This window comes from Pseudomonas sp. Z18(2022), from assembly GCF_036346535.1.
In the GTDB taxonomy this organism is placed as follows: Bacteria; Pseudomonadota; Gammaproteobacteria; order Pseudomonadales; family Pseudomonadaceae; genus Aquipseudomonas; species Aquipseudomonas yamanorum_A.
This window is the reverse complement of sequence record NZ_JAOTOA010000007.1, coordinates 14,561-40,487: the sequence shown is the minus strand read 5'-3', so window position 1 is coordinate 40,487 and position 25,927 is coordinate 14,561. Positions and strand designations below refer to the sequence as shown.

22 protein-coding genes are annotated in these 25,927 nt (G+C 60.3%); 11 read left to right on the top strand and 11 right to left on the bottom strand.

Features of this window, described 5'->3' with window-relative positions; all coding sequences use genetic code 11:
- Positions 1–57 precede the first annotated feature (57 nt).
- Positions 58–336, top strand: coding sequence for a 30S ribosomal protein S20 (rpsT, locus tag V3W39_RS16450; RefSeq protein WP_003215870.1), 279 nt, complete (start codon positions 58–60; stop codon positions 334–336).
- 173 nt (positions 337–509) lie between these two features.
- Here rpsT and V3W39_RS16445 read toward each other — a convergent pair whose 3' ends face one another.
- The 5 genes from V3W39_RS16445 to rplU all read right to left on the bottom strand — a co-directional run bounded on the left by V3W39_RS16445 (position 510) and on the right by rplU (position 4,275).
- Positions 510–974 (bottom strand): CreA family protein, encoded by a 465-nt coding sequence (locus V3W39_RS16445; RefSeq protein ID WP_294737962.1) that lies wholly within the window; start codon positions 972–974, stop codon positions 510–512.
- A 17-nt stretch (positions 975–991) separates the two neighbouring features.
- Positions 992–2,110 (bottom strand): glutamate 5-kinase, encoded by a 1,119-nt coding sequence (gene proB / locus V3W39_RS16440; protein WP_330212975.1) that lies wholly within the window; start codon positions 2,108–2,110, stop codon positions 992–994.
- Positions 2,111–2,233: 123 nt separating this feature from the next.
- Positions 2,234–3,457 carry an Obg family GTPase CgtA gene (gene cgtA / locus V3W39_RS16435; protein WP_076014014.1) on the bottom strand — a complete coding sequence of 408 codons (1,224 nt, stop codon included), beginning with the start codon at positions 3,455–3,457 and terminating at the stop codon, positions 2,234–2,236.
- A 193-nt stretch (positions 3,458–3,650) separates the two neighbouring features.
- Positions 3,651–3,926 (bottom strand): 50S ribosomal protein L27, encoded by a 276-nt coding sequence (gene rpmA, locus V3W39_RS16430; protein ID WP_003215862.1) that lies wholly within the window; start codon positions 3,924–3,926, stop codon positions 3,651–3,653.
- Positions 3,927–3,960: 34 nt separating this feature from the next.
- Positions 3,961–4,275 (bottom strand): 50S ribosomal protein L21, encoded by a 315-nt coding sequence (gene rplU, locus V3W39_RS16425; protein WP_003176051.1) that lies wholly within the window; start codon positions 4,273–4,275, stop codon positions 3,961–3,963.
- A gap of 239 nt (positions 4,276–4,514) precedes the next feature.
- Here rplU and V3W39_RS16420 point away from each other — a divergent pair, with 239 nt between their 5' ends.
- The 3 genes from V3W39_RS16420 to V3W39_RS16410 all read left to right on the top strand — a co-directional run bounded on the left by V3W39_RS16420 (position 4,515) and on the right by V3W39_RS16410 (position 6,468).
- Complete coding sequence (locus tag V3W39_RS16420) at positions 4,515–5,483, top strand: polyprenyl synthetase family protein (protein ID WP_177043376.1); 969 nt, start codon at positions 4,515–4,517, stop codon at positions 5,481–5,483.
- A gap of 188 nt (positions 5,484–5,671) precedes the next feature.
- Positions 5,672–6,013, top strand: coding sequence for a zinc ribbon domain-containing protein YjdM (locus tag V3W39_RS16415; RefSeq protein WP_003215858.1), 342 nt, complete (start codon positions 5,672–5,674; stop codon positions 6,011–6,013).
- Between the two features lie 197 nt (positions 6,014–6,210).
- Positions 6,211–6,468, top strand: coding sequence for a PA4570 family protein (locus tag V3W39_RS16410; RefSeq protein WP_003215856.1), 258 nt, complete (start codon positions 6,211–6,213; stop codon positions 6,466–6,468).
- Between the two features lie 147 nt (positions 6,469–6,615).
- On the opposite strand, the gene V3W39_RS16405 is transcribed toward V3W39_RS16410, so the two are convergent.
- Both V3W39_RS16405 and V3W39_RS16400 read right to left on the bottom strand, forming a co-directional pair.
- On the bottom strand, positions 6,616–7,233 hold the full coding sequence (locus V3W39_RS16405) for an FKBP-type peptidyl-prolyl cis-trans isomerase (protein ID WP_177043375.1): 618 nt from the start codon (positions 7,231–7,233) through the stop codon (positions 6,616–6,618).
- Positions 7,234–7,347: 114 nt separating this feature from the next.
- The gene (locus V3W39_RS16400) at positions 7,348–7,836 is read right to left on the bottom strand and encodes a TIGR00645 family protein (RefSeq protein WP_010174946.1); all 489 of its coding nucleotides are present in this window, start codon (positions 7,834–7,836) and stop codon (positions 7,348–7,350) included.
- Positions 7,837–8,002: 166 nt separating this feature from the next.
- Here V3W39_RS16400 and V3W39_RS16395 point away from each other — a divergent pair, with 166 nt between their 5' ends.
- A complete protein-coding gene (locus V3W39_RS16395) occupies positions 8,003–9,838 on the top strand; it encodes a hypothetical protein (RefSeq protein WP_330212974.1) in 1,836 nt (611 codons plus the stop codon).
- A 148-nt stretch (positions 9,839–9,986) separates the two neighbouring features.
- On the opposite strand, the gene V3W39_RS16390 is transcribed toward V3W39_RS16395, so the two are convergent.
- Together V3W39_RS16390 and V3W39_RS16385 are read right to left on the bottom strand one after the other, a co-directional pair.
- The gene (locus tag V3W39_RS16390; protein ID WP_076014017.1) at positions 9,987–10,313 is read right to left on the bottom strand and encodes a PA4575 family protein; all 327 of its coding nucleotides are present in this window, start codon (positions 10,311–10,313) and stop codon (positions 9,987–9,989) included.
- Positions 10,314–10,513: 200 nt separating this feature from the next.
- Positions 10,514–12,952: a Lon protease family protein gene (locus V3W39_RS16385; RefSeq protein ID WP_177043373.1), complete on the bottom strand. Its 2,439-nt coding sequence runs from the start codon at positions 12,950–12,952 to the stop codon at positions 10,514–10,516.
- 267 nt (positions 12,953–13,219) lie between these two features.
- On the opposite strand from V3W39_RS16385, the gene V3W39_RS16380 reads away from it, so the two are divergent.
- The 4 genes from V3W39_RS16380 (at position 13,220) to V3W39_RS16365 (ending at position 16,805) form a co-directional block, all read left to right on the top strand.
- Entirely contained in the window at positions 13,220–13,708 is a 489-nt protein-coding gene (locus V3W39_RS16380) for a DUF3015 domain-containing protein (RefSeq protein ID WP_177043372.1), read from the top strand.
- A 94-nt stretch (positions 13,709–13,802) separates the two neighbouring features.
- Complete coding sequence (locus V3W39_RS16375) at positions 13,803–15,656, top strand: Lnb N-terminal periplasmic domain-containing protein (protein WP_177077968.1); 1,854 nt, start codon at positions 13,803–13,805, stop codon at positions 15,654–15,656.
- 224 nt (positions 15,657–15,880) lie between these two features.
- Positions 15,881–16,237 (top strand): hypothetical protein, encoded by a 357-nt coding sequence (locus tag V3W39_RS16370; RefSeq protein ID WP_169386343.1) that lies wholly within the window; start codon positions 15,881–15,883, stop codon positions 16,235–16,237.
- Positions 16,238–16,307: 70 nt separating this feature from the next.
- On the top strand, positions 16,308–16,805 hold the full coding sequence (locus V3W39_RS16365) for a GreA/GreB family elongation factor (RefSeq protein ID WP_330212973.1): 498 nt from the start codon (positions 16,308–16,310) through the stop codon (positions 16,803–16,805).
- Here the strand turns inward: V3W39_RS16365 and gdhA are convergent.
- Complete coding sequence (gene gdhA, locus V3W39_RS16360; protein WP_330212972.1) at positions 16,802–18,139, bottom strand: NADP-specific glutamate dehydrogenase; 1,338 nt, start codon at positions 18,137–18,139, stop codon at positions 16,802–16,804. The genes V3W39_RS16365 and gdhA overlap by 4 nt on opposite strands.
- Before the next feature lie 336 nt (positions 18,140–18,475).
- Positions 18,476–20,140 (bottom strand): energy-dependent translational throttle protein EttA, encoded by a 1,665-nt coding sequence (gene ettA, locus V3W39_RS16355; RefSeq protein WP_177043368.1) that lies wholly within the window; start codon positions 20,138–20,140, stop codon positions 18,476–18,478.
- Between the two features lie 285 nt (positions 20,141–20,425).
- Here ettA and V3W39_RS16350 point away from each other — a divergent pair, with 285 nt between their 5' ends.
- Positions 20,426–24,277, top strand: a complete 3,852-nt coding sequence (locus tag V3W39_RS16350; protein ID WP_177043367.1) for a bifunctional diguanylate cyclase/phosphodiesterase — start codon at positions 20,426–20,428, stop codon at positions 24,275–24,277.
- A 236-nt stretch (positions 24,278–24,513) separates the two neighbouring features.
- Complete coding sequence (gene glyA, locus V3W39_RS16345; RefSeq protein ID WP_177043366.1) at positions 24,514–25,767, top strand: serine hydroxymethyltransferase; 1,254 nt, start codon at positions 24,514–24,516, stop codon at positions 25,765–25,767.
- The last annotated feature ends 160 nt before the right edge of the window (positions 25,768–25,927 follow it).

The following is a 25,927-nucleotide window of genomic DNA, read 5'->3' as shown; positions in this document are numbered from 1 at the left end:
TGATTCGCGGCCTATTTTGTTTGCTATTTCCTAAAAAGTCTTTCGAGGAGCTCGACGGTGGCCAACACACCTTCCGCCAAAAAACGTGCAAAACAGGCTGAGAAGCGTCGCAGCCACAACGCCAGCCTGCGTTCCATGGTTCGTACCTACATCAAGAATGTAGTTAAAGCCATTGACGCAAAAGACGCTGAAAAAGCTCAAGCTGCTTACGTTCTGGCCGTGCCAGTTATCGACCGTATGGCCGATAAAGGCATCATCCACAAGAACAAAGCTGCTCGCCATAAAGGTCGTCTGAATGGCCACATCAAGGCTCTGAACCTTGCTGCTGCAGCCTAAGCGATAAGCTTGTTAAAAAACCGACCCCAGGGTCGGTTTTTTATTGCCTACGTTTTTACAGGCACTGCAAAACAAATGTGGGAGCTGGCTTGCCTGCGATAGCATCACCTCGGCATCACTGATACACCGAAGTGCCTGTATCGCAGGCAAGCCAGCTCCCACATAGAGCAGGGTTATTGCCCGGTAGGCCACGGCAGGATCGGAATCGCCGTCACCGCATTCTGCGGACTGCCTTCGATCAAGCGGTCGCTGTAGACCAGATACACCAGGGTATTGCGCTTCTTGTCGAGGAAACGCACCACCTGCATGGTCTTGAACACCAGGGACGTGCGCTCCTTGAACACCTCATCCCCATCCTTCAGCTCACCCTTGAAGCGAATCGCCCCTACCTGACGGCAGGCAATCGACGCCTCGGCGCGATCCTCAGCCAGACCCAAGCCGCCCTTCACCCCGCCCGTCTTGGCGCGAGACAGGTAGCAGGTCACACCATCCACCTTCGGATCATCAAAGGCCTCGACCACGATCCGATCATTGGGGCCGACAAACTTGAACACCGTCGACACCTGGCCAATCTCTTCGGCCGACGCCAGCAACGGCATCGCCAGCAGCAAACCGAGCAATCCCTTCATTACGCGCATCGAGACATCCCTATTACTTAAACCAGAATCAGGTTATCCCGGTGAACCAGCTCCGGCTCAGCCATGTAACCCAACAGACCGACAATCGCCTCAGACGACTGCCCAATGATTTTCTGCGCCTCAAGGGCGCTGTAGTTAGCCAGGCCACGGGCAATCTCACGCCCGTCAGGCGCCACACACACCACCATCTCGCCACGGCGGAAGCTGCCCTGGACCAGTTTTACACCCACCGGCAGCAGGCTTTTGTTGCCCTGAGACAACGCAGACACCGCCCCCGCATCCAGCACCAGGGTACCGCGCGTCTGAAGATGCCCCGCCAGCCACTGCTTGCGCGCCGCCAGCATGCCGCGCTCGGGCGACAGCAGCGTACCGATGCGCTCGCCCGCCTTGAGACGATCCAGCACCCGCTCGATCCGACCACCGACGATGATCGTGTGCGCACCGGAACGCGCCGCCAGCCGCGCCGCACGCAGCTTGGTCTGCATGCCGCCGCGCCCCAGGGCACCACCGACACTGCCGGCTACCGCATCCAGCGCCGAGTCATCGGCACGCGCTTCGTAAATCAGCTGGGCATCCGGGTTATTGCGCGGATCAGCGTCGAACATGCCGTCGCGATCGGTGAGGATCACCAGCAAGTCAGCCTCGACCAGATTAGCCACCAAGGCTGCCAAGGTGTCGTTATCGCCGAAACGGATTTCGTCAGTCACCACGGTGTCATTCTCGTTGATCACCGGGATCACCTTGAGTTCAACCAGAGCGCGCAGGGTGCTGCGGGCATTCAGGTAACGCTTGCGGTCGGACAAGTCATCATGGGTCAGCAGAATCTGCGCCGTGTGGCGACCGTGCTCGGCAAAGCTGGATTCCCAGGCCTGCACCAGGCCCATCTGACCAATGGCGGCAGCGGCTTGCAGCTCGTGCATCGCGCTGGGTCGCGCGGTCCAGCCAAGACGGCTCATGCCCGCGGCAACCGCCCCGGACGACACCAGCACCAACTCGACGCCAGCCTCATGCAAGGCCACCATCTGGTCCACCCAGACGCTCATGGCCGCACGATCCAGCCCTTTGCCATCCGCCGTCAGCAGCGCGCTACCGATCTTAACGACCCAACGCTGCGCACCTGTCACCTTGCTCCGCATCATCTTCAACCTTAGATAGAGGGCCGCGCGACCCAGCGCCGCCCATAACGTTATTCGTGACTACCGATTTCCAGATACCAAAACGCCGCTCGATTGAGCGGCGCTTAAGTTTACTGCAACGAATCAGTCGCGCACGTAAATGATTTCCGGGCCATCTTCATCATCCACGTCTTCTTCGTCCCAGTCGTCGTCACCGATATCATGGACCGACTTGACGCCACTGCGACGCAGCGCACGCTGGTCATCCAGCGCCTGCAGCTGGGCACGGGCTTCGTCTTCGATGCGCTGATCCAGCTCGGCCAGCTCTGCCTTGTAGACAGGGTCGGCCGCGAGGCGATCGGCACGATCTTCGAGGTAACGCATGATGTCACGCGTCAGGCGCTCAGTGCCTTCTTTGGCAATGGCCGAGATCACGTAGACCGGACCGGTCCATTCCAGGCGATCAACGATCTCCTTGACGCGCTCTTCGTGCTCTTCCTCGAGGATCTGGTCGCACTTGTTCAGCACCAACCAACGATCACGCTCCGCCAGGGACGGGCTGAACTTGGTCAGCTCGCTGACGATCACTTCAGCGGCGTCCGGCGCACTGGTGTCGTCCAGCGGCGCCATGTCGACGAGGTGCAGCAGCAAACGGGTACGGGACAAGTGCTTGAGGAAACGAATCCCCAGGCCTGCGCCATCGGAAGCACCTTCGATCAGGCCCGGAATGTCCGCAACCACGAAGCTTTTCCAGCGATCGACGCTGACCACGCCCAGGTTCGGCACCAGAGTGGTGAACGGGTAATCGGCGACTTTCGGCTTGGCAGCCGACACCGAGCGGATGAACGTACTTTTGCCGGCGTTCGGCAGACCCAGCAGGCCTACGTCAGCCAGCACCTTCATTTCCAGCTTGAGATCACGCTGCTCGCCAGGCTTGCCCGGCGTGGTCTGGCGTGGCGCACGGTTGGTACTGGATTTGAAACGGGTGTTACCCAGACCGTGCCAGCCGCCATGAGCCACCAGCAGGCGCTGACCGGCCTTGGTCAGGTCACCGATGATTTCCTGGGTAGCGGAGTCGATTACGGTGGTGCCGACCGGAACCCGCAGCACCAGCTCTTCGCCTTTCTTGCCGGTGCAGTCGGTGCTGCCGCCGTTGGAGCCACGCTCGGCATCAAAGTGCCGGGTGTAACGGTAGTCCACCAGGGTGTTGAGGTTTTCGTCGGCGATCATGTAGACCGAGCCGCCATCACCACCATCACCGCCGTTAGGACCACCGTTTTCGATGAATTTTTCCCGACGGAAACTCATGCAACCGTTACCGCCGTCGCCAGCTTTTACTCGGATCGAAACTTCATCAACAAACTTCATAACAAAACGCCTCTCGTCGCACGGACGAGCTTAAGAAACCAAGACATAAGACTCTTGCAAAAATGAGCGCAGCGACCTCAAGCAACGACCGCAAATCCACTGCTTTCGCCCATCACAAACAGCTTTGCAAGAGACTCACCCCACAAACGAAAAAGCCCCGTCGCGAGACAGGGCTTTTCCAGCAACTACGTAATTATGCCGCGACGACTTCAGTCTTCGGGACAATGCTCACGTAACGGCGGTTGAAAGCGCCTTTTACTTCAAACTTGATCACGCCGTCGATTTTAGCGAACAGAGTGTGATCTTTACCCATGCCAACACCGTAACCGGCGTGGAATTGGGTGCCGCGCTGACGCACGATGATGTTGCCCGGAATGATAACCTGGCCGCCATACATCTTCACGCCAAGGCGTTTGGCTTCTGAGTCGCGACCGTTACGGGTACTACCACCAGCTTTTTTGTGTGCCATGAGTCAATTCTCCTAGTGAGGAATTAGGCTGAAATTAAGCCTGAATACCGGTGATTTTGATCTCGGTGTACCACTGGCGGTGGCCCATACGCTTCATGTGGTGCTTACGACGACGGAACTTGATGATGCGGACTTTATCGTGACGACCTTGGGAGATCACTTCAGCCACAACGGTAGCGCCTGCAACAACTGGAGCGCCGATGTTCACGTCATCGCCATTGGCGACCAACAGAACGCGATCAAAAGTAACGGATTCGCCAGTAGCGATTTCCAGCTTCTCGATCTTCAGGTATTCACCTGGGGCGACCTTGTATTGCTTGCCACCAGTAACAATTACTGCGTACGACATGGTATTTCTCCGATAATCCTGCTCACCCAGCGCTTTATAAGAAGAGGTATTGGCTGGCATGGCTGCATGGGATGGACGTCCCGAATGCAATTGCGTAAGGCAGGTGCTGCCCAGGAAGTTCAGGGTGCGCGATTGTACGCAAGCTATGGAGGTGTTGCAAGTAGCCGTCTATCGCGCCTTGACACTACGGGACGTGGGTCCTAGCATGCCGCGCAACCCTTCTGGAGCGACTGTCGCTGATGCAACCCCAAGCTTTCTACCGCGCGGTGGCGGACGATTTTAGCGCCGTCGACGGCATCATCAAGAAGCAGCTGACTTCTAAAGTGCCGCTGGTCTCCAAAATTGGCGACTACATTACGTCGGCCGGCGGTAAACGCCTGCGTCCTTTATTAGTGTTGCTGTGTGGCAAGGCCCTCGGCCGCGAAGGCGATGACCTGCGCCTGCTGGCCGCGACCATCGAGTTCCTGCACACCGCCACCTTGCTGCACGACGACGTGGTCGACATGTCCGGCATGCGCCGCGGTCGCGAGACGGCCAACGCGATGTGGGGCAACGCGCCGAGCGTGCTGGTGGGCGACTTCCTGTACTCACGCTCGTTCGAAATGATGGTCGAGCTGGGCTCGATGCCGGTGATGAAGATTCTTTCACAGGCCACGCGCATCATCGCCGAAGGCGAAGTGTTGCAGCTGTCGAAGGTTCGCGACGCCAGCACCACCGAAGAAACCTACATGGAAGTGATTCGCGGCAAGACCGCGATGCTCTTCGAAGCCTCGACCCACAGTGCCGCAGCCCTGTGCGAAGCGACACCCGAGCAGCGCGAAGCCCTGCGCACCTTCGGCGATCACCTGGGCGTGGCCTTCCAACTGGTGGACGACCTGCTGGATTATCGCGGCGACGCCGAAACCCTGGGCAAGAACGTCGGTGACGACCTGGCCGAGGGCAAGCCGACCTTGCCGCTGATCTACACCATGCGCGAAGGCACGCCGGAACAGGCGGCCCTGGTGCGCAAGGCGATCCAGAAAGGCGGGATCGAAGACCTGGAAAGCATCCGCGAAGCCGTGGAAGCCTCGGGCTCCCTCGAATACACCGCACAACTGGCCCGTGACTACGTCGCTCGTGCCATCCAGTGCCTGGAAGCCCTTCCAGCCAGCGAATACCGGGACGCCCTGGTTGAGCTGAGTGAATTTGCGGTCGCCCGTACTCACTGATTCTGCTCTGCTTCATGTGGGAGCTGGCTTGCCTGCGATGCAGGCACCTCGGTTTGTCTGTCACACCGCGGTGATGCAATCGCAGGCAAGCCAGCTCCCACAGCGTTCTCTGGCGTTGCTGCACCCTGCCCGGCTAAAACCCTATACAATGTGCGCTTTTTAGCCATCCTGAAACTAAAGGAGCTTTAGTGAGCACGTTGCCACCCTGCCCAAAATGCAATTCCGAATACACCTACGAAGACGGCGCCCAGCTGATTTGCCCGGAATGCGCCCATGAGTGGGCCGTCGGTGGCGAAGCCGAGGCTGCCAGCGATGAATCCGTGAAGAAAGACTCTGTGGGCAACGTCCTGCAGGACGGCGACACCATCACCGTGATCAAGGACCTCAAGGTCAAGGGCACGTCCCTGGTGGTCAAGGTCGGCACCAAGGTCAAGAACATCCGCCTGTGTGACGGCGACCACGATATCGACTGCAAGATCGACGGTATCGGCCCGATGAAACTCAAGTCCGAGTTCGTCCGCAAGGTCTGAACCTGCTGCCTCCATCCCGTGCCCTGCACGGGATGGCGCTTCACCCTCCCCGCGTCACTTCCGCACTGGCGGCAAAAGGCCAGGCCTTTTGATCAGAAACAATATCCACACAGAAAAGTCCGGAAATCGCCAATAGGCACTTGCTATTCCTTGAATAAGAATTATTCTCATTGAAACCCATCAAGGAGATGCTTCCCATGACTTATTTGATCGATGCCTGGCTGGACCGTCCACACCCTTACCTGCGAATCCTCCATCGGGAAACCGGGGAAGTCTGCGCAGTGCTGGAAGAAGAAGCGCTAAGCGAACTGCAGGACCAGGGCGACCTGGACGTCAATGGCCTGAGCTCCAGTGAACCTGGGGTATTGAAGGAGGTGGTGAGAAATCTGTTTCTGTTCTGCTATGCCCGGGCGTTGCGCCCAGTGACGGATCTCAATGGCAAGTTTCATCCATGAGCAACCTGCAAACCCTGAATAACACTGGCTCTATGTGGGAGCCGGGTTGCCCGCGATGCAAACGACTCGGTTTAACTTGAAACCGAGGTGATGCTATCGCAGGCAAGCCAGCTCCCACTCAGAGCCAGGAGCAGCTGTCAGCAGGTGTTACAGAACGTCGAGCAGCTCGACGTCGAACACCAGAACGCTGTGCGGCGGGATGCTGCCAACGCCTTGAGCGCCGTAAGCCAGTTCGCTCGGCACGTACAGACGCCATTTGCTGCCGGCATTCATCAGTTGCAGGGCTTCGGTCCAGCCAGGAATCACGCCGCCAACCGGGAATTCAGCAGGCTGGCCACGCTCGTAGGAGCTGTCGAACACAGTGCCGTCGATCAGGGTGCCATGGTAGTGAGTACGTACCTGGTCTTCACGGGTCGGCTTGGCGCCGCTACCTGCAGTCAGCACTTCAAATTGCAGGCCGGAAGCCAGGGTGGTGATGCCGTCACGCTTGGCGTTTTCAGCCAGGAAAGCCAGGCCTTCGCCCGCAGCGGCTTCAGCTTTTGCAGCAGCTTCGGCTTGCATGATCTCGCGGATGACCTTGAAGCTGGCGGCCATTTGCTCCTGGTCCACACGGGAAGGCTTGCCGGCGAAAGCGTCGGTCAGGCCAGCCAGGATCGCATCCAGGCTCACGCCCGGTGGCGGGTTGTCGCGCAGTTGGTCGCCCAACTGACGGCCAATGCCGTAGCTCACGCGGGTTTCGTCGGTGGACAAGTTGACTTCGGACATGGAACTGCTCCGCTGTAGGACGACAACACACGCCGTCCAAACTAAAAGGGCGAGCAGCCTAGCACACAAGCTACGCCCTTGATGAGCCCCGCGCAGGAGAGCGCCAGGGGGTAATTAATGCTTGGTGACCTTATCCAGGTAACCCATGGCAAACGCCGACACTACAAACGTCATGTGAATGATCACGTACCACTTCAGGTGTTCGGGGTCGACGTTCTTGGCGTCCATGAAGACCCGCAGCAAATGGATCGACGAAATCGCCACGATGGACGCCGCAACCTTCATCTTCAGCGACGAGGAGTCCATGGTCCCCAGCCAGTTGAGCTTTTCCTTGCTTTCGTCGATGTCCAGCTGGGAGACGAAGTTCTCGTAGCCACTGATCATCACCATCACCAGCAGGCCGCCCACCAGCGCCATGTCGATCAACGACAGCAGCACCAGGATCACATCCGACTCGCTCATGGAGAACACCATGGGAATCACATGGAAGACTTCCTGGAAAAACTTCAACCCCAGCGCCAGCAGCCCCAGGGACAAACCGAAGTAGATCGGCGCCAACAGCCAGCGTGAGGCATACATTGCATTTTCGATAAAGCGTTCCATTGAATCTCACACAGCGTGGCTAAAAATGGCGCCGAGTATACCAGCCGCATCCAAACCCCAGAAACCGTCGAGAAAACTGATCTGTACGGCATCTGTAAAAGAATTTTTCTGCTAGTGTCGAGCTCATCAACTCGGCTCGATGATGTCGGACAGGAAAACTCAGATAATGGATGTGCGATCCCCTTTGGCCAGCATTGGCCTGTGTGCGGCGTTGCTGATGGGCAGCGGTTGTTCCCCCAGCGATGAACACAAGCAAGCCAGCCTCGAAGAGAAAACCGCCAAGTTCGAACAGTCCCTGGACGCCATCCAGGACCCCAAGCTCAAGGACGCCGTGTCCGAGCTCGGTGGCTCGTTGCTGTTGCTGGAACGGGCGCGGGCCAAGCTCGCCACCAAGCCCATCGAGGCCGAGTACAGCGAAGACAGCCTGGCGCTGCTCAAGCATTACCCGACGCCCCAGGCCCTGGTTGATACCTACATCAATGGCCTGTTTGTGCTGCGCAAGGCGTCCCATTCGGACTACCTGACGGACCTGCAGCCGATCTTCCCCTTCAACTTCAACATGCCCGATCAGTTCCCATTCCCCCACGGCCTGGAATGGCAGTCGGTGACCCTGAGCAACAACAAGGTCATCCCGTTCCAGCCGGAATGGTCGGAAACCGACCCGGGCATCCAGTTGAGCCCCACCAGTTCCAACCTGACCAACCCCGATGACCTGACGGTGACCTACCCGTTCGTCGAAGGCATCGAGACTGACAACAAGAGCCAGCCGCAGCCCGTCACCCTCAAGGGCAAGGTAGAAGTGATAGCCCCGCGTAAAGTCTTCACCTTCGACTTGTCGAAAAAGGACGTGGGCCGCAAACGCACCGAAGAAAACGTCACGGTCACCCTGCTGACCCTGGAAAAGAACTACGCCGAGATCGAACTGACCAACAGCGCTCCACTCGCGCCGGAAGTCGCCGACGAATCGCCTAACCCGCTGCTGGTGCAGGCGCGCGACACCACCGGGCAATTTCTCTCGCGCTCGGGCTCGATCAACGAGAACGCCGCACAACTGGCGTTCTACGAGAAACAACTGGCGGAGATGCAAAAGCAGAAAGCCTGGTCCGACACCTTCGAGAAGCAGCTGGAAGACGAGCAGAAAGCCTTCGAACACAAGCAGGACAGCCACTACACCAAGGTGTACTTCAACGGCCTGATCGACAACGTGCAAGTCAGCGTCCTCGACTTCTCCCAAGCCACGATTACCCGCAAGGACCTGGACTTGCCCGTACGGCGCTTCGACAAGAACAGCCTGGAGAAAACCGTACAGCCCCTGCCGATGCCGGTCACCGTGTATGACGACCAGGCCTCCGACTGGCTGAAGGATGCCACGCTGTCCGAAGACCAACTGAAGAAAAGCGTCATCATCAACCAATCGGTGGATGACGCCAGCGCGGCGCACATCGAGTTTGATCACCCGTACACCTTCAACGATGACCTGCTGGGCGACGACCGCGGCGGCGGCGATGCCCCCGTGACCTTCCTCACTGCCAACGACGAAGGCAAGCTCGGCGAGCCGATCGAACTGCCCGCCGAAGCCTACGAGGTCGACCCGGGCCGCGCCACCATCACCTATGACCTGAACCTGTTCCCCGAGAACCCGGGATTTGCCGTCGGATCAATGCCACTGTTCCTGGCCACCATCGAAAAAGGCACGCTCACCGCAGGGCAACTGCCCAAGGGCCTGGAGCTGAAAGACAACGCACTGATTGTCGACCAGAAGCAGTTCCCCGCCGACAGCTGGCGGTTCTATGCCAAGGACGCAAGCGGCAACTACCTGAAGGAAATCCTCGGCGTCAGCCACCGGGCCGAGGAATACGGCACTGCGTTGTTCGACGTGCATTACTTCTACGGCCAGCCGACCACATTTGAAACCTATCAGCGCACCGGACTGAATACGGTGGAGTATGGATTTGAGGTCAAGCTGGACAAGCCCGAGGCAGCGCCTGCCCCCAAACCGTAAGCGCCACCCGTACTGAAGCTCCAAGCCGGCTTGTGTGGGAGCCGGGCTTGCCCGCGATAGCATCACCTCGGTCTGGCTGAAAGACCGAGTTGCCTGCATCGCAGGCAAGTCAGCTCCCACACAAACCCACACATTTGGTTTTCGATGTTTAGCGGATATCACTCAGCGCCGTTTGCCGTCCGCCATTGAGCTGTCGCAAGTGCGCCTGCAGGTGCAGGCACCATATCTGCGGGTCATCAGCCAGCTCGTACCCGTGCAGGGTCAGGCTTTCGACAATCGAATCGAGGATGGTTTGTGCCACGAAAGGTCCGTGAAACGGGCCTTGGGACTTGATGGTGGAAGGCTGCTCGCCAGTCATTCCGGCGGCAAACAACAAAGTCCACATCCCGGTATCCCCCGCGAGAGGGCGAATCGAACATTCGATACGGGTGACCAGGCCCAGGCACTGGCGGGTAAGGCAGAGGTTGCGCGACATGGCGGCGACCCTCGGTAGATCCGGTATTCAGCCTTGCAGGGCAAGACTGTTTCTATCCAGCGACTCCTTTGGATATCCCTTGAGCTGAGAATAGAAGAAACCCGCTACAAACCAAGGCTGGGGGACCAACGGACGACTGCCGTCATGGCGGCGTCAAAAATATGCCGAAGGGGCCGGACAGCCGGCCCCTTCGGCATTGATTACACCGGCTTGGCCTCGGCCAACGCCTCCTGCGCCAGCTCCTTCTCGGCTTCCTTCAGGTCATCTTCGCTGATCATCTCGGCAATCGCCCGCAGACGCTCCACCACTCGCGCATTGACGCTGCCTTCAGGAAATTGCCCCTCCTCGTCCGGCGAACCGGCCGGCTCGCCCACCAGCAGGCTCAAGGCTTCGTCAGCCTGACGCACGGCGTAGACATGGAATTGCCCGTCCCGCACGGCCTGCAACACCTTCTCATCAAGCATCAGCGTCGCGACGTTGGCCTGGGGAATGATCGCCCCCTGCTCGCCGGTCAGCCCGCGGGCTTCACAGAGGCGGAAGAAGCCTTCGATCTTCTCGTTGACCCCGCCCACCGCCTGCACTTCACCAAACTGGTTGATGGAGCCGGTAATGGCGAAGCATTGCTTGAGCGGCGTCTTCGACAGGGCCGAGATCAAGGTACAGGCCTCGCCCAGGGACGCACTGTCACCGTCGACGTAACCGTAGGACTGCTCCAGGGCGATACTCGCCGAGATCGCCAGCGGGAATTCCTGGGCATAACGGCTGCCCAGGTAACCGGTGAGGATCATCACGCCTTTGGAGTGAATCGGCTGGCCGAGATTGACCTCACGCTCGATATCCACGATGCCACTGCCGCCCGGGTACACCGAGGCGGAAATCCGTGCCGGCACACCGAACGCCGAGTCACCCACCTCCAGCACGGTCAGCCCGTTGCACTTGCCCACCGCCGCACCGGCGGTGTCGATCAGGATCACCCCGGCGAGCATGTCATCGAGAATCCGTGCGGAAACCCGTCCAGTGCGCGTGGCCTTGGCCTTGAGCGCGCGCTCGATGTGCCCGGCGTCGGTACGTTCATCACCCGCCAGGTGACGAATGAAGTCCGCCTCGCTGACCAACTGGAACAAATCACCGATACGCGCCGACAAGCGCCCCTGGTTCTCCGCCAGGCGCGCGCTGTAGGTCGCCAGCCGCGCCACGGCATCCGAGGTCAACGGCGCCATGCCTTCTTCCGAAGTGCGGGTTTTCAACAACTGGGCGAACTGCTCCAGGCTTTCATCCACCATCGGGATGTCTTCGTCAAAGTCCACCAGCACCCGGAACATCTCCTGGAAGTCCGGATCCGCGTCCTGCAACGCGTAGTACAGCTGACGGGAACCAATGATGATGACCTTGAGTTGCAGCGGAATCACTTGCGGGTTGAGGGTCACGGTGGCCAGGCGGCCCAGTTCGCCCAACGGTGACTCCATCTTCAGCTTGCGCGATTGCAGGGCGCGCTTGAGGGCGTCCCACACAAACGGCTCGCTGAGCATCTTCTCGGCTTCAAGGATCAGGAAACCGCCGTTGGCCCGGTGCAACGCACCCGGCCGCAACTGACGGTAAGTGGTGTAGAGCGCGCCCTGGTCGGTGCTGTATTCAATACGGCCGAAGAGGTTGTCGTAGGTCGGATGCGGCTCGAAGACCACCGGCGCGCCACCGTTGACCGGATGGCCCACCACCAGGCTCGGGCAATACTGCTCTTCCAGCAACTTGCGGGCCTGGGCGTCGGTTTTCGCGTCGTCCACCAACTGCTCGACCACGGTTTTCAGCAGGTAGACCTGCATCGCCTGCAAGTAGCCGCAGACCGCCGCGTTCTCCGCATACTTCTCGGAAAGCGGCGCCAGCAGTGGCTGCAAGGCCAGCGTGATGGTTTCTTCGTTGAACTGGCGCATCTGGTTGTTGGACTCGCGCTTCCACTGGGGCAGGCTGGCGAGTTCTTCGTTGAGGCGTTCTTCCAGTTCGGAAATGTCGGTGTGGAAACGCTCGCGGTCGGCTTCCGGCAACTGCGAGAACTCGGCCTCGTCCAGGGCCTTGCCGTCGAGCATCGGGGTAAAGGCAATGTTGCTGCTGTCACGGTACAGCGCCACGTCCTTTTCCAGGGCCAGGCGCTCGATCACATCCAGGGCGCGGTCGTAACGCTGGTTGAAGGCACGGTCGATGGCGCTTTTACGCTGTTGATAAGTCGGGTGTTCAAAGACCGCCGGGAAGGTCGCGACCAGGTTATCGATCAGGCCGTTGATGTCGCTGATGAACGCAGCTGCACCGCCCGCCGGCAACTCCAGGGCACGGGGTTCGCGAGGCTCATCGAAGTTATTGACGTAGACCCAGTCGGCCGGGGTCTGCAGGCGCTTGCCCTCGGCCTTGAGGTAGCGTTTGACGAACGAAAAGCGGCCCGTACCGGGCTCGCCCATGACAAATACGTTGTAACCGGGGCGTGGCATGGCCACACCAAACTGCAAGGCTTCGACCGCACGTTCCTGGCCAAGCACACCGCGAAAGGGCTCCAAATCATTGGTGGTCGAGAAGCTGAACTGTTCAGCGGAAAAAGGACGAGTCAGCGCTTCGGGCGCTAGACGCAAGCTGGCAGCAACAGGATCAGGCATCGGGCTTCCTTACATCAGGCGGGGCAGATGACGGCATTCTGGCGCCGGGTTGGGCCGGCTGGCAAGGCACGGCTTAGGGAAAGCATAGACCCGGGTTCGGGGCTGTAAAAAAACCGAGTGTTTCCGGCTTGTTTCATAAAAAGTCACGGAACCCTTGGATCATGCCTAAACTCCAAACTGCGCGGGTTGGACTAATAACCGGCCCCTAGGGCGCTTTGAGGCGCCTGAACCCTTGTCCATTGGTTTGCACACAAAGAGAACAAAGCTATGAAACGGATCCTTCTCGGTACTCTCTTCACCGTCGTCTCCCTCAATGCAATGGCTGAAGCGCCAGGTGGCCCGAACTGCGGTTGGGGCAACATGTTGTTCGAAGGCCAACGCGGCACTCCCGCTCACTTCCTCGCCTCCACCACCAACGGTACCTCGGGCAACGCCACCTTCGGCATGACCTCGGGCACCAACGGCTGCAGCACCAACAGCGCACTGACCTACGGTGGCAAATCGTGGATTGCCATGAATGGCATGATGAACGAGCTGTCCGAAGACATGGCCAAGGGTAACGGCGAGGCGCTGACTACCTACGCCGTGGTACTGGGCGTTGCTCCTGAAGATCGCGAGCACTTTGCCGCTGTGACTCACGAGCACTTCCAGCAAATCTTCAGCAAGGCTGACGTCACTGCTGATGACGTGCACAACAACACCCTGGCGGTACTGAAAGGCGACACCCGTCTGGCGAAATACGCTACCCAGGCTTAAGCTCGACCTGCCCGTGCCTCTTGAGGCACGGGTTTTATTATTTTTTGGACCTGCCTCCCCTTTGGGTCTTTTTATCTCGACTTAAGTTGCCCACATGCTCAAACGCCTTGCCTGGTTGGCACTCTTCGCCTGCGCCCCGCTGTATGCGGCCCCGCACCTTGATGATCAACGTTTGCAGCAACTGGCCAACGATCCGTTCTGGCTCTCGCTGGGGCATTACGAATCCGGCAAGTTCAAGGGCTGGCGCAGTTATGTCAGCGACAAGAAATTCTTCCTCGCTCCCGATGGCGCCCACCATCCGGACCAGGAACTGAAGGCGACTGTAGAGGCGCTGTATGCCCCGGCCAGCCTCGGTGAAAAACACGCCCAATGCGTGTATCCGGCACGTACCCGTTGGCTCAAGGACCAGTTGCACCTGACTGACCTGCCGGCGCTGGACTGCAAGGAATTCAAGCAATGGTTCAAGGACGTCGCCCCCCACAGCGCGGTGATGATCTTCCCGGCGGCCTACCTCAACAGCCCCTCGTCAATGTTCGGCCACACCCTGCTGCGCATCGACCAGGCTGACGTACAGAGCAACAACACCGCCCTGCTCAGCTATGCGATCAACTTCGGCGCCTATATCGAAGGCTCGGACAACAGCATCCTCTACGCCTGGAAAGGCCTGATGGGCGGCTATCCGGGCCTGTTCGCACTGGTGCCCTACCAGGAAAAACTCTCGGAATACCGTAGCCTGGAGAACCGCGACCTGTGGGAATACCGCCTGAACCTGACCCAGGTCGAGACCGAGCGCATGGTCGAGCACGTGTGGGAGCTCAAGCAGATCCAGTTCGACTACTTCTTCTTCGACGAAAACTGCTCCTATCGCCTGCTGGAACTGCTGCAAGTGGCCCGCCCGAGCCTGCGCCTGACCGAACAATTCCCGCTGACCGCCATCCCCACCGACACGGTCAAAGCCGTGAAAGAAGCCGGCCTGGTGGAGAAAATCGACTACCGCCCCTCCCGTGAACGGGAACTGCTGGAACGCGCCAAGCCGCTGGACAGTGACGAGCAGCAATGGGTGCTGAAGATCAGTGACGACCAGAAACAACTGCAAGAGCCGGCCTTCAAGGCCATCGCCAAAGACCGCCAGGCCCTGATCATCGACGCCGCCTACCGCCTTGGCCGCTACCGCGCCAACGGCCTGGAGCGCGACACCGAACGTTCCCAGCGCAGCTTTGAACTGCTGCGGGCGATCAACCAGAACCCGGCGCCGGACCTGAAGATCGAACGCCCCGGCCTGCCCGAAGACGGCCACGAATCCCGCACCTGGCAAGCGGGCATCGGCACCCGGGGCGACAAAGCGTTCGGCGAATACGGCCTGCGCATGGCCTACCACGACCTGAACGACAACGCCGAAGGCTTCCCATTGGGCGCGCAGATCGAAATCCTGCAAATGAAACTGCGCCAGTACGAAGGCAACCACTGGCAATTGCAGCAACTGGATCTGGCGACCATCCGCTCACTGACCCCGCGCAACGAACTGCTACAACCCTGGTCGTGGCAAGTGACGGGCGGCCTTGAGCGCGTACCGGGCAAGCATGACGACGAAACCCTGGTCAGCCACGTCAACGGCGGCGCTGGCGGCACCTGGCAACTGCGCGACGACATGCTCGGCTTTGCACTGGGCACCGTGCGTGTGGAACACAACAGCGACTTCGGCGAAGCCATCTCCCCGGCGGCCGGGTTCAATACCGGCGTGCTGTGGCGCAACCCGCTGGGCAACCTCAGCCTGGAAGCCAAGGGTGATTTCTTCACCAATGGCGAAGTGCGGCGCAGTATCAGCCTGAATCAACAGTGGGAACTGTCGCGCAACCTGGGGTTGAGACTGAGTGCGCAGCGGGAATACAGCCACTTGGCGACACCGGTCAATGAAGTGATGCTGGAAGTGAAGTGGTATCACTACTGACCCCACTCTCCAGGAAAACACCTATCAAATGTGGGAGCTGGCTTGCCTGCGATGCAGACGACGCGGTCTGCCAGTTGCACCGCAACGATGCCATCGCAGGCAAGCCAGCTCCCACACTTCAGACGCAGCAGTGCCAACAGATTAATCACAGCCCTTTCACATCCCCCCAACGAATCGCCTTCTAAACTCCCCTCATCAGCCGTTCAACGGCCAGGGAGCAAGCGATGTGGCGGTACGCAGTAATGCTGGGCGTGTTGGCCTTGCTGTCGGGTTGCCAATCGACCCACGAAGATTTGCTGGCCAAGGGTTACCCACCCGCCTTCGCCGACGGCTATGACGACGGTTGCAGCAGCGGCCGCCAGGCCGCCGGGGTAATCACCGGGGAATTTCGCAAGAACGTCCCCCGCTATCTGAAGGACCGCACCTACGCCGAAGGCTGGGATGACGGCTTTCGCCAGTGCAAGGCGATGCGCGAGAACGAAGACCTCAACGACTACAAGAACCGCCACTGGGACGACCGCGAACGCGCCTGGCAACAGGAAAAGGATCGCGACGCCGCCCGGGCCTTTCGCTCGCCATAGGTCGCTTTCAGACATCCGGCGAAACTTAACCCCTGCGACCATGGCCCAAACTCCATAGCAGGAGAATCCCATGAGTCGAGCGTTCGTCAACGAAGACAGCGCCGCTGCCCAGGCCAGCCAGCCGGTGGAACGCCAGGTCAGCGCGCAACCCAATCACCTCACCGCCCTGGGGCTCGCGCAGTTGCAGGCCAAGGTGGCGCAGTTGCAGAGCGAGCACAGCGAAGAGTCCGCCAAGGGCGAGCAGGCCGATAAACAGCGTCAGGCCGACCTTGAGCGGGACTTGCGTTACTTCAACCAGCGCCTGCAAAACGCGCAGGTGGTGGCGCCGGCGACCTCCACCGACAAGGTGCAGATCGGCAGTTGGGTGACGTTTGCCAATGAACAGGACGAAGAGCAGCGCATTCAGTTGGTCGGCGAAGACCAGGCCGATGCCACGGTGGGCCTGATCAACTGGGGCTCGCCGCTGGGCCGGGCGCTGCTGGGTGCGCAGGTAGGCGACGAGGTGCTGTGGAAGCGCCCCGTCGGTGATCAGTTGATCGAAATCCTGCGCATCGAGCCCGAGGCTTAAACGATGCCTTGGGCCAGCATCGCGTCCGCGACTTTCACAAAGCCGGCGATGTTGGCGCCCTTCACGTAGTTGACCCGGCCGTTTTCTTCGCCGTAGTGCACGCACGCATGGTGGATCGACTGCATGATGTTGTGCAGCTTGCTGTCCACTTCGCCAGCGGTCCACAGCAGGCGCATGGCGTTCTGCGACATTTCCAGCCCGCTCACCGCCACGCCGCCCGCATTGGATGCCTTGCCCGGCGCGAACAGGATGCCGGCCTCGATAAAGATATCCACCGCTTCAAGGGTGGTGGGCATGTTGGCGCCTTCGGCCACGCACACGCAGCCATTGCGCAACAAGGTGCGCGCCGCTTCGGCGTCCAGTTCGTTCTGGGTCGCGCAGGGCAGTGCGATGTCGCAGGCCAGTTCCCACGGTGCCTTGCCGGCACGGAATTCCAGGCTGAAACGCGAAGCCAGCTCGCTGATGCGCCCGCGCTGCACGTTTTTCAGCTCCAGCAGTGCCGACCATTGTTCTTCGGTCAAACCGCTTTCGCAGTACAGGGTGCCTTCGGAGTCAGACAGGGAAATCACCTTGCCGCCCAGGTCCATGACTTTGCGCGCCGCGTACTGGGCGACGTTGCCGGAACCGGAGATGGCCACGCGCTTGCCTTCGACCCGCTCACCGTTGCGCTTGAGCATTTCCTCAGCGAAGTACACACAACCAAAACCGGTGGCTTCCGGGCGAATCAGGCTGCCGCCGTAGCTCATGCCCTTGCCGGTCAGCACCGAGGTGAACTGGTTGCTCAGGCGTTTGTATTGCCCGAACAGGAAACCGATCTCACGCGCGCCCACGCCGATATCACCGGCCGGCACATCCACGTCCGAACCGATATGGCGGTACAGCTCGCTCATAAATGCCTGGCAGAAGCGCATCACCTCGGCATCGCTCTTGCCCTTGGGATCGAAGTCCGAGCCGCCCTTGCCGCCGCCCATGGGCAGGGAGGTCAGGGAGTTCTTGAAGGTTTGTTCGAAGGCGAGGAATTTCAGCACGCCCAGATTCACCGACGGGTGGAATCGCAGGCCGCCTTTGTACGGACCGATGGCGCTGTTCATCTGGATCCGGAACCCGCGGTTGACCCGCACTTTGCCCTGGTCATCTTCCCACGACACCCGGAACACAATCGCACGCTCCGGCTCGCAGATGCGCTCCAGGATGCCCGAGTTCAGGTAGTGGGGATTGGCTTCAAGAAACGGCCACAAACTGCGCAGGACTTCTTCCACGGCCTGGTGGAATTCCGGCTGGTCGGGGTCGCGCTTCTTGAGGCGGGCAAGGAAGGATTCAACGGATTCGATCATGAAAAGTCTCGGCAAATTTATTGTCGTTAAAGGAGATTTGTCCCGGACTTTATCAATTCATGTCGCACCGCGACAGGGCGAAATGTCGCTTTTGTGAATTTAAATGGTGCATTAGATATAAATTAAGGCGGTTTTTTGCACCTTAATGAGGATTTCAATCCGGATTTTGCACCAACAGGTGAACCGCTATCGCAGGCAAGCCAGCCCCCACATCTGGAATGTATTTCAAGTGTGGGAGCTGGCTTGCCTGCGATGAATCCACCTCGGTCCAGCTGAAAAAATGCAAAAAAAAGCGGGGCCACAAAGGGCTCCGCTTTTTCATACCACCAACCCGAATCAGGCCAGTTTCTTGTGCCGTACACGATGCGGCTGGGCAGCGGCTTCGCCGAGGCGTTTCTTGCGATCGGCTTCGTATTCGGTGTAGTTGCCTTCGAAGAACACGGCTTGGGAGTCGTCTTCGTACGCCAGGATGTGAGTGGCCACGCGGTCGAGGAACCACCGATCGTGAGAGATCACAATGGCGGCGCCCGGGAAGTCCAGCAGGGCTTCTTCCAGGGAACGCAGGGTTTCAACGTCGAGGTCGTTTGACGGTTCGTCGAGCAGCAAGACGTTGCCGCCTTCCTTCAAGGTCAAGGCCAGGTGCAAGCGACCGCGCTCACCACCGGACAGGTCCTTGACGAACTTCTGCTGGTCGCCGCCCTTGAAGTTGAAGCGACCCACGTAGGTGCGCGACGGGATTTCATAGTTGCCGATGCGGATCTGGTCGGAACCGTCGGAAATCTGCTGGAACACGGTCTTGCTGCCGTCGAGGTCGTCGCGGCTCTGGTCCACGCACGCCAGTTGCACGGTTTCGCCGACTTCGATAGTGCCCGAGTCCGGTTGTTCCTTGCCCATCAGCATGCGGAACAGGGTGGATTTACCCGCACCGTTACCGCCGATCACGCCAACGATGGCGCCTTTTGGCATGGAGAACGACAGGTTGTCGATCAACACGCGGTCGCCGTAGCCCTTGCAGACGTTCTTGAACTCGATGACCTTGTCACCCAGGCGCGGACCGGCCGGGATGTAGATTTCGTTGGTCTCGGAACGCTTCTGGAATTCCTGGGACTGCATCTCTTCGAAACGCGCCAGACGGGCCTTGGATTTCGACTGACGCGCCTTGGCGCCTTTACGCACCCACTCCAGCTCGTCTTTCATGGCCTTTTCATGGGCCGACTGCTGCTTGGATTCGGCCGCCAGACGGTTGGACTTGGCTTCCAGCCAACCGGAGTAGTTGCCCTCGTAAGGGATACCGGCGCCACGGTCGAGTTCCAGAATCCAGCCGGCAACGTTGTCCAGGAAGTACCGGTCGTGCGTGATCGCAACTACGGTGCCCGGGAAGTCGTGGAGGAAATGCTCCAGCCAGGCGACGGAGTCGGCGTCCAGGTGGTTGGTGGGTTCGTCGAGCAGCAGCATGTCGGGAGCCGACAGCAGCAGGCGGCACAGGGCCACACGACGCTTTTCACCACCGGAGAGGTGTTCAACCTTGGCGTCCCACGCCGGCAGGCGCAGCGCATCGGCGGCGACTTCCAGCTGGCGGTCCAGGTTGTGACCGTCAGCGGCTTGCAGGATGGCTTCGAGCTTGGCCTGTTCTGCCGCCAGCTTGTCGAAGTCGGCATCTTCTTCCGCGTAGGCCGCGTAAACCTCGTCCAGGCGCGCCTGAGCGTTTTTGATCACGCTGACCGCTTCCTCGACCACTTCACGCACGGTCTTGGTCGGGTCCAGGATTGGTTCCTGTGGCAGGTAGCCGATGTTCAGGTCGGGCATCGGGCGGGCTTCGCCGTCGAACTCGGTGTCGACGCCGGCCATGATTTTCAACAGGGTGGATTTACCCGAACCGTTGAGGCCGAGCACGCCGATCTTGGCGCCCGGGAAGAAGGACAGAGAAATGTTTTTCAGGATTTCCCGCTTCGGCGGAACAACTTTTCCCAGCCGATGCATGGTGAAGACGTATTGAGCCATGGTGAACCTAGCGTCAGTGACTGATGAATTAAGCGGGCGAAGCCCGTGCCAGGCCATGCGCCGCGCGGGCCGTTGATGACGATCAATGCCTGCGTACGGTAGATGCCTGATTGTCTGGGGCTGGAACGCCCTCGCGTAACCGGCAAAGCTACCTGAATGCGGGTGGGCAGTCCAGCCAGGCGGGGCTGGCACTTTGCCACAACACAAGGCATGCTAGCCGCCCTCCGGGCGTCCGGCTTATAGTGCACGTCGCGCGCCAGTCCAGCCAAACCGCAGGATCACAGTTTGTCCAACGTAACAAAGCCAACTCCCCTGCGCGCCGCTCATATAGCGCCGGGAGCGCCCCTGCACGGAACCCTCAAGGGCGCATTGGCGACGCTGGTCCTGCTGCTGCTCGCCTTATTGTTCTGGCAACTGCTGGACCAACTGCAGCAAAACCAGAAGAACCAGCAGCAATACACCATCGACTACAGCGCCGACCTGGCCGAGCAGATCAGCCTGAACATGGCCCTCAGCGCGCAGATCGCCCTGAACCTGCTACCGATCGTCGAGCCACCGCGGGATACCGAACAGCAGCAAATCCTGATGCGCACCCTGCAACGCTCCCTGCCGGAGCTGCGCAGCGTGGCCCTGCTCGCCCCCAGCGGCGCGATGATCAGCGACAGTGCCAACGACAGCCAGGACAGCGCCTGGCTCGAAGAGCTGGTCAAGCGCAGCCACGCCCAGTCCTATTACCTGAGCAACAACAACGACGGCACCGTCATCTACCTGCTGCTGCACCAGCCCAGCGGCGGCACCAAGATGTACTGGGCCCTGCGCCTGGCGCCCAATTACCTGGCCAACCTGACCCGCCAGGACGGCCAGGGCCAGCGGCCGATGTGGGTCATCGAAAACCGCCTCAACCACCGAGTGGTCAGCCGTGACAGCGGCATGCCGGCCCAGTGGGCCTCGGCGTTGACCCCGGACGAACTGAACAAAAGTGTGCTTGTCACGCCCCTGAGCAAGAGCGACTGGCAACTGCGCGGCCTGTTCGACCGCGCCGCCGTGCTGGAGCAACTGCTGCCGGCGTTTATCGGCAAATGCCTGCTGGGCCTGGCCTTCTCGCTGATCCCGGTGATCGTGCTGCTGAACATGCGCCGCCGCCAGCGCCAGGTGCACGAGGGGCGCCGCCGCTACCAGGACATTTTCGAAGGCACCGGCGTGGCCCTGTGCGTGCTCGACCTGTCGGGTTTACGCGCGTTCTTCGACAAGGCCCAATTGCAAACCCGCGAGCAACTGCAACAGTTGCTGCAAGACAACCCGGAGCAACGCCAGCAACTGCTCAAGGAGCTGCGCATCACCGAGGTCAACCAGGTGGCGGTGCGCCTGCTGAATGTGGCTTCTTGCGAGCAAGCCTGGGAACGCCTGATCGACGCCTGCCCGTCGAGCCCGACTGCCATCGGCAACCAGGTGATCGACGCGGTACTGACCCAGCAAAAGCAGCTCGAACTGGAAATCCAGCTCAGCGATGTCGAAGGCAACGACCAATACCTGTGGCTGGTGATGCGCCTGCCGGAACAACAGGACGACTTCAAGGCGGTGATCCTGAGCATCAGCGACATCACCAGCCGCAAGCTGATCGAGCTGTCGCTGGTGGAGCGCGAAGGGTTCTGGTCGGACGTGGTGCGCACCGTGCCCGATCACCTGTATGTGCAGGACGTGATCAGCCAGCGCATGATCTTCAGCAACCACCACCTCGGCCACACCCTCGGCTACAACAAGCCCGAGTTGCAGCAGATGGGCGAGTACTTCTGGGAAATCCTGCTGCACCCCGAAGACGCCGAGCGCTACCACGACCTGCGCCTGCAACAGCGTCAGGCCGGCTACCTCAGCCAGTTGCAGTGCCAATTGCGCTTTCGCCACCGCAACAACCAATGGCGGCGTTTCGATATCCGCGAACAGGCCCTGGCCCGGGACAAGACCGACCAGGTCACGCGCATCATCGGCGTGGCCAAGGACATCACCGACCAGATCGAGGCCAGCGAGTCCCTGCGCGACAGCGAACAGCGCTACCGCATGCTGGCCGAAAGCATCAGCGACGTGATCTTTTCCACCGACAGCAAGCTGGCCCTCAACTACGTCAGCCCGTCGGTGAATGCGGTGCTGGGCTATGACGTGGACTGGATCTTCGAAAACGGCTGGCAGTCGACCATCGCCAACCCGCAGCAACTGACCGGCATCTATTCGCTTGTGGAGCAAGTCAGCCGCGCCCTGGACCAACCCGAATCCCTCGCCGCGTTGCGCAACGATGTACAGACCCAGTTGTTCCTGTTCGATTGCCTGCGGGCTGACGGGCGCAAGGTCCCGATCGAACTGCGCCTGGTGCTGGTGTGGGACGAACACGGCGCGTTCGAAGGCATTCTCGGCGTGGGTCGTGATATCAGCCAGCAACGCCGTGCGGAAAAAGACCTGCGCATGGCGGCCACGGTATTCGAACACTCCACCTCGGCGATCCTGATCACCGACCCGGCCGGTTATATCGTGCAGGCCAACGAGGCGTTCAGCCGGGTCAGCGGTTATGCAGTGGCGGACGTGCTCGACCAGTTGCCGAACATGCTCACTGTCGACGAACAGCAGGAAGCCCACCTGCGCTACGTGCTCAAGCAATTGCACCAGCACAGCACCTGGGAAGGCGAAGTGTGGCTCAAGCGCCGCAACGGCGAGCACTACCCGGCGTGGGTCGGGATTACCGCCGTGTTCGATGACGAAGGCGACCTGGCCAGCTACGTGTGTTTCTTCAGCGACATCAGCGAGCGCAAGGCCAGCGAACAGCGGATCCACCGCCTGGCCTACTACGACGCCCTGACCCACCTGCCCAACCGCACGCTGTTCCAGGACCGCCTGCACACCGCGTTGCAGTCGGCGGAACGGCAGAAGTCGTGGGTGGTGCTGATGTTCCTCGACCTTGACCGTTTCAAGCCGATCAACGACTCCCTGGGCCACGCCGCCGGCGACCGCATGCTCAAGGAAATGGCCACCCGCCTGCTGGGCTGCGTGGCCGAAGACGACACCGTGGCGCGCATGGGCGGCGACGAGTTCACCTTGCTCCTGCAACCCCGGGTCAACCGCGAGATGGCGCTGAACCGGGCGATTCATGTGGCCGAGCAGATTCTGGCGAGCCTGGTGAAGCCGTTTGTACTGGAGGGTCGCGAGTTCTTCGTCACCGCCAGTATCGGCATCGCGTTGAGCCCGCAGGACGGCAACGAGCTCAGCCAATTGATGAAGAACGCCGACACGGCGATGTACCACGCCAAGGAGCGCGGCAAGAACAACTTCCAGTTCTACCAGGCCGACATGAACGCCAGCGCCCTGGAACGCCTGGAGCTGGAAAGCGACCTGCGTCACGCCCTGGAACAAAACGAATTCGTGCTGTATTACCAGCCGCAGTTCAGCGGCGACGGCAAACGCCTGACCGGTGCCGAAGCCCTGCTGCGCTGGCGTCATCCGCGCCGCGGGCTGGTGCCGCCGGGGGACTTCATCCCGGTGCTGGAGGAATTGGGGCTGGTGGTGGACGTGGGCGACTGGGTGATCAGCGAAGCCTGTCGCCAACTCAAGACCTGGCACCAGAACAAGGTGCGGGTGCCCAAGGTCTCGGTGAACATTTCGGCCCGGCAGTTCTCCGACGGGCAACTGGGCGAGCGCATCGCCACCATCCTCAAGGACACCGGCCTGCCGCCGGCGTGCCTGGAGCTGGAGCTGACCGAAAGCATCCTGATGCGCGAGGTCAACGAGGCGATGCAGATTCTCGCCAGCCTGAAAAACCTCGGCCTGAGCATTGCGGTAGACGACTTCGGCACCGGTTATTCATCGCTGAACTACCTCAAGCAATTCCCCATCGACGTGCTGAAGATCGACCGCACCTTTGTCGACGGCCTGCCGTCGGGCGAGCAGGACGCGCAGATTGCCCGGGCGATTATCGCCATGGCCCACAGCCTGAACCTGGCGGTGATTGCCGAGGGCGTGGAAACCCATGAGCAGCTGGACTTCCTGCGGGAGCACGGTTGCGATGAGGTGCAGGGCTACCTGTTCGGGCGCCCGATGCCGGCGAACCGGTTTGAGGCGCAGTTCAGCAACGATGCCCTCTTCATGTTCGATTAACCCCCCGTAGCAGCTGTCGAGCGCCAGCGAGGCTGCGTCGGCAGCGACTCGGTCCAGTGCCGGGCGATGGCTCGGCGGTGCGGCTTACGCAGCCTCGCTGGCGCTCGACAGCTGCTACGGGGCTACGGGGCTACGTGAGCCCCGCTTGTCCGCGACATGATGTCCTTTCATATGCCATCTAAAACCCATTGGGTTAGAATGCGCTTCTTTTCTGCCCCCGATCCTTGAGGACCGCCATGTTCAGCCGTGATTTGACTATTGCCAAGTACGACGCCGATCTCTTTGCCGCCATGGAGCAAGAAGCCGTGCGCCAGGAAGAGCACATTGAGCTGATCGCTTCGGAAAACTACACCAGCCCTGCGGTTATGGAGGCTCAAGGTTCGGTTCTGACCAACAAGTACGCCGAAGGCTACCCGGGCAAGCGTTACTACGGTGGTTGCGAGTACGTCGACATCGTTGAGCAACTGGCCATCGACCGCGCCAAGGAACTGTTCGGCGCCGATTACGCCAACGTCCAGCCACACGCCGGCTCCCAGGCCAACAGCGCCGTCTACCTGGCCCTGCTGCAAGCGGGCGACACCATCCTGGGCATGAGCCTGGCCCACGGCGGTCACCTGACCCACGGCGCCAGCGTTTCCTCCTCCGGCAAGCTGTACAACGCCGTTCAGTACGGCATCGACGGCAACGGCCTGATCGACTACGACGAAGTCGAGCGCCTGGCGGTTGAGCACAAGCCAAAAATGATCGTGGCCGGTTTCTCTGCCTACTCGCAGATCCTGGATTTCCCACGCTTCCGCGAAATCGCTGACAAGGTGGGCGCCTACCTGTTCGTCGACATGGCTCACGTGGCCGGTCTGGTCGCCGCTGGCGTCTACCCGAACCCGGTTCCATTCGCTGACGTAGTGACCACCACTACCCACAAGACCCTGCGCGGTCCACGTGGCGGCCTGATCCTGGCGCGTGCCAACGCCGAGATCGAGAAGAAGCTGAACTCCGCTGTGTTCCCAGGTGGCCAGGGTGGCCCGCTGGAGCACGTGATCGCCGCTAAAGCGATCTGCTTCAAGGAAGCGCTGCAGCCTGAATTCAAGACCTACCAGCAGCAAGTAGTGAAAAACGCCAAGGCCATGGCGGGCGTGTTCATCGAGCGCGGTTTTGACGTGGTGTCCGGCGGTACCGAGAACCACCTGTTCCTGCTGTCCCTGATCAAGCAGGACATCTCCGGTAAAGACGCTGACGCCGCACTGGGCAAAGCCTTCATCACCGTGAACAAGAACTCCGTACCGAACGACCCACGTTCGCCGTTCGTCACCTCCGGCCTGCGCTTCGGCACCCCGGCTGTGACCACTCGTGGCTTCAAGGAAGCAGAGTGCAAGGAACTGGCTGGCTGGATCTGCGACATCCTGGCGGACCTGAACAACGACGCAGTGATTGATGCTGTTCGTGAGAAGGTCAAGGCCATCTGCAAGAAGCTGCCGGTATACGGCGCTTGATTGCAGTAGCTTGAATAAAAAGCCCGGCTCAAGAGCCGGGCTTTTTTATGCCGGTTTTCAAATTGAAATACGGTTAAGTGTGGGAGCTGGCTTGCCTGCGATAGCGGTGTGCCAGTTGATACACCTGTGACTGACACACTGCTATCGCAGGCAAGCCAGC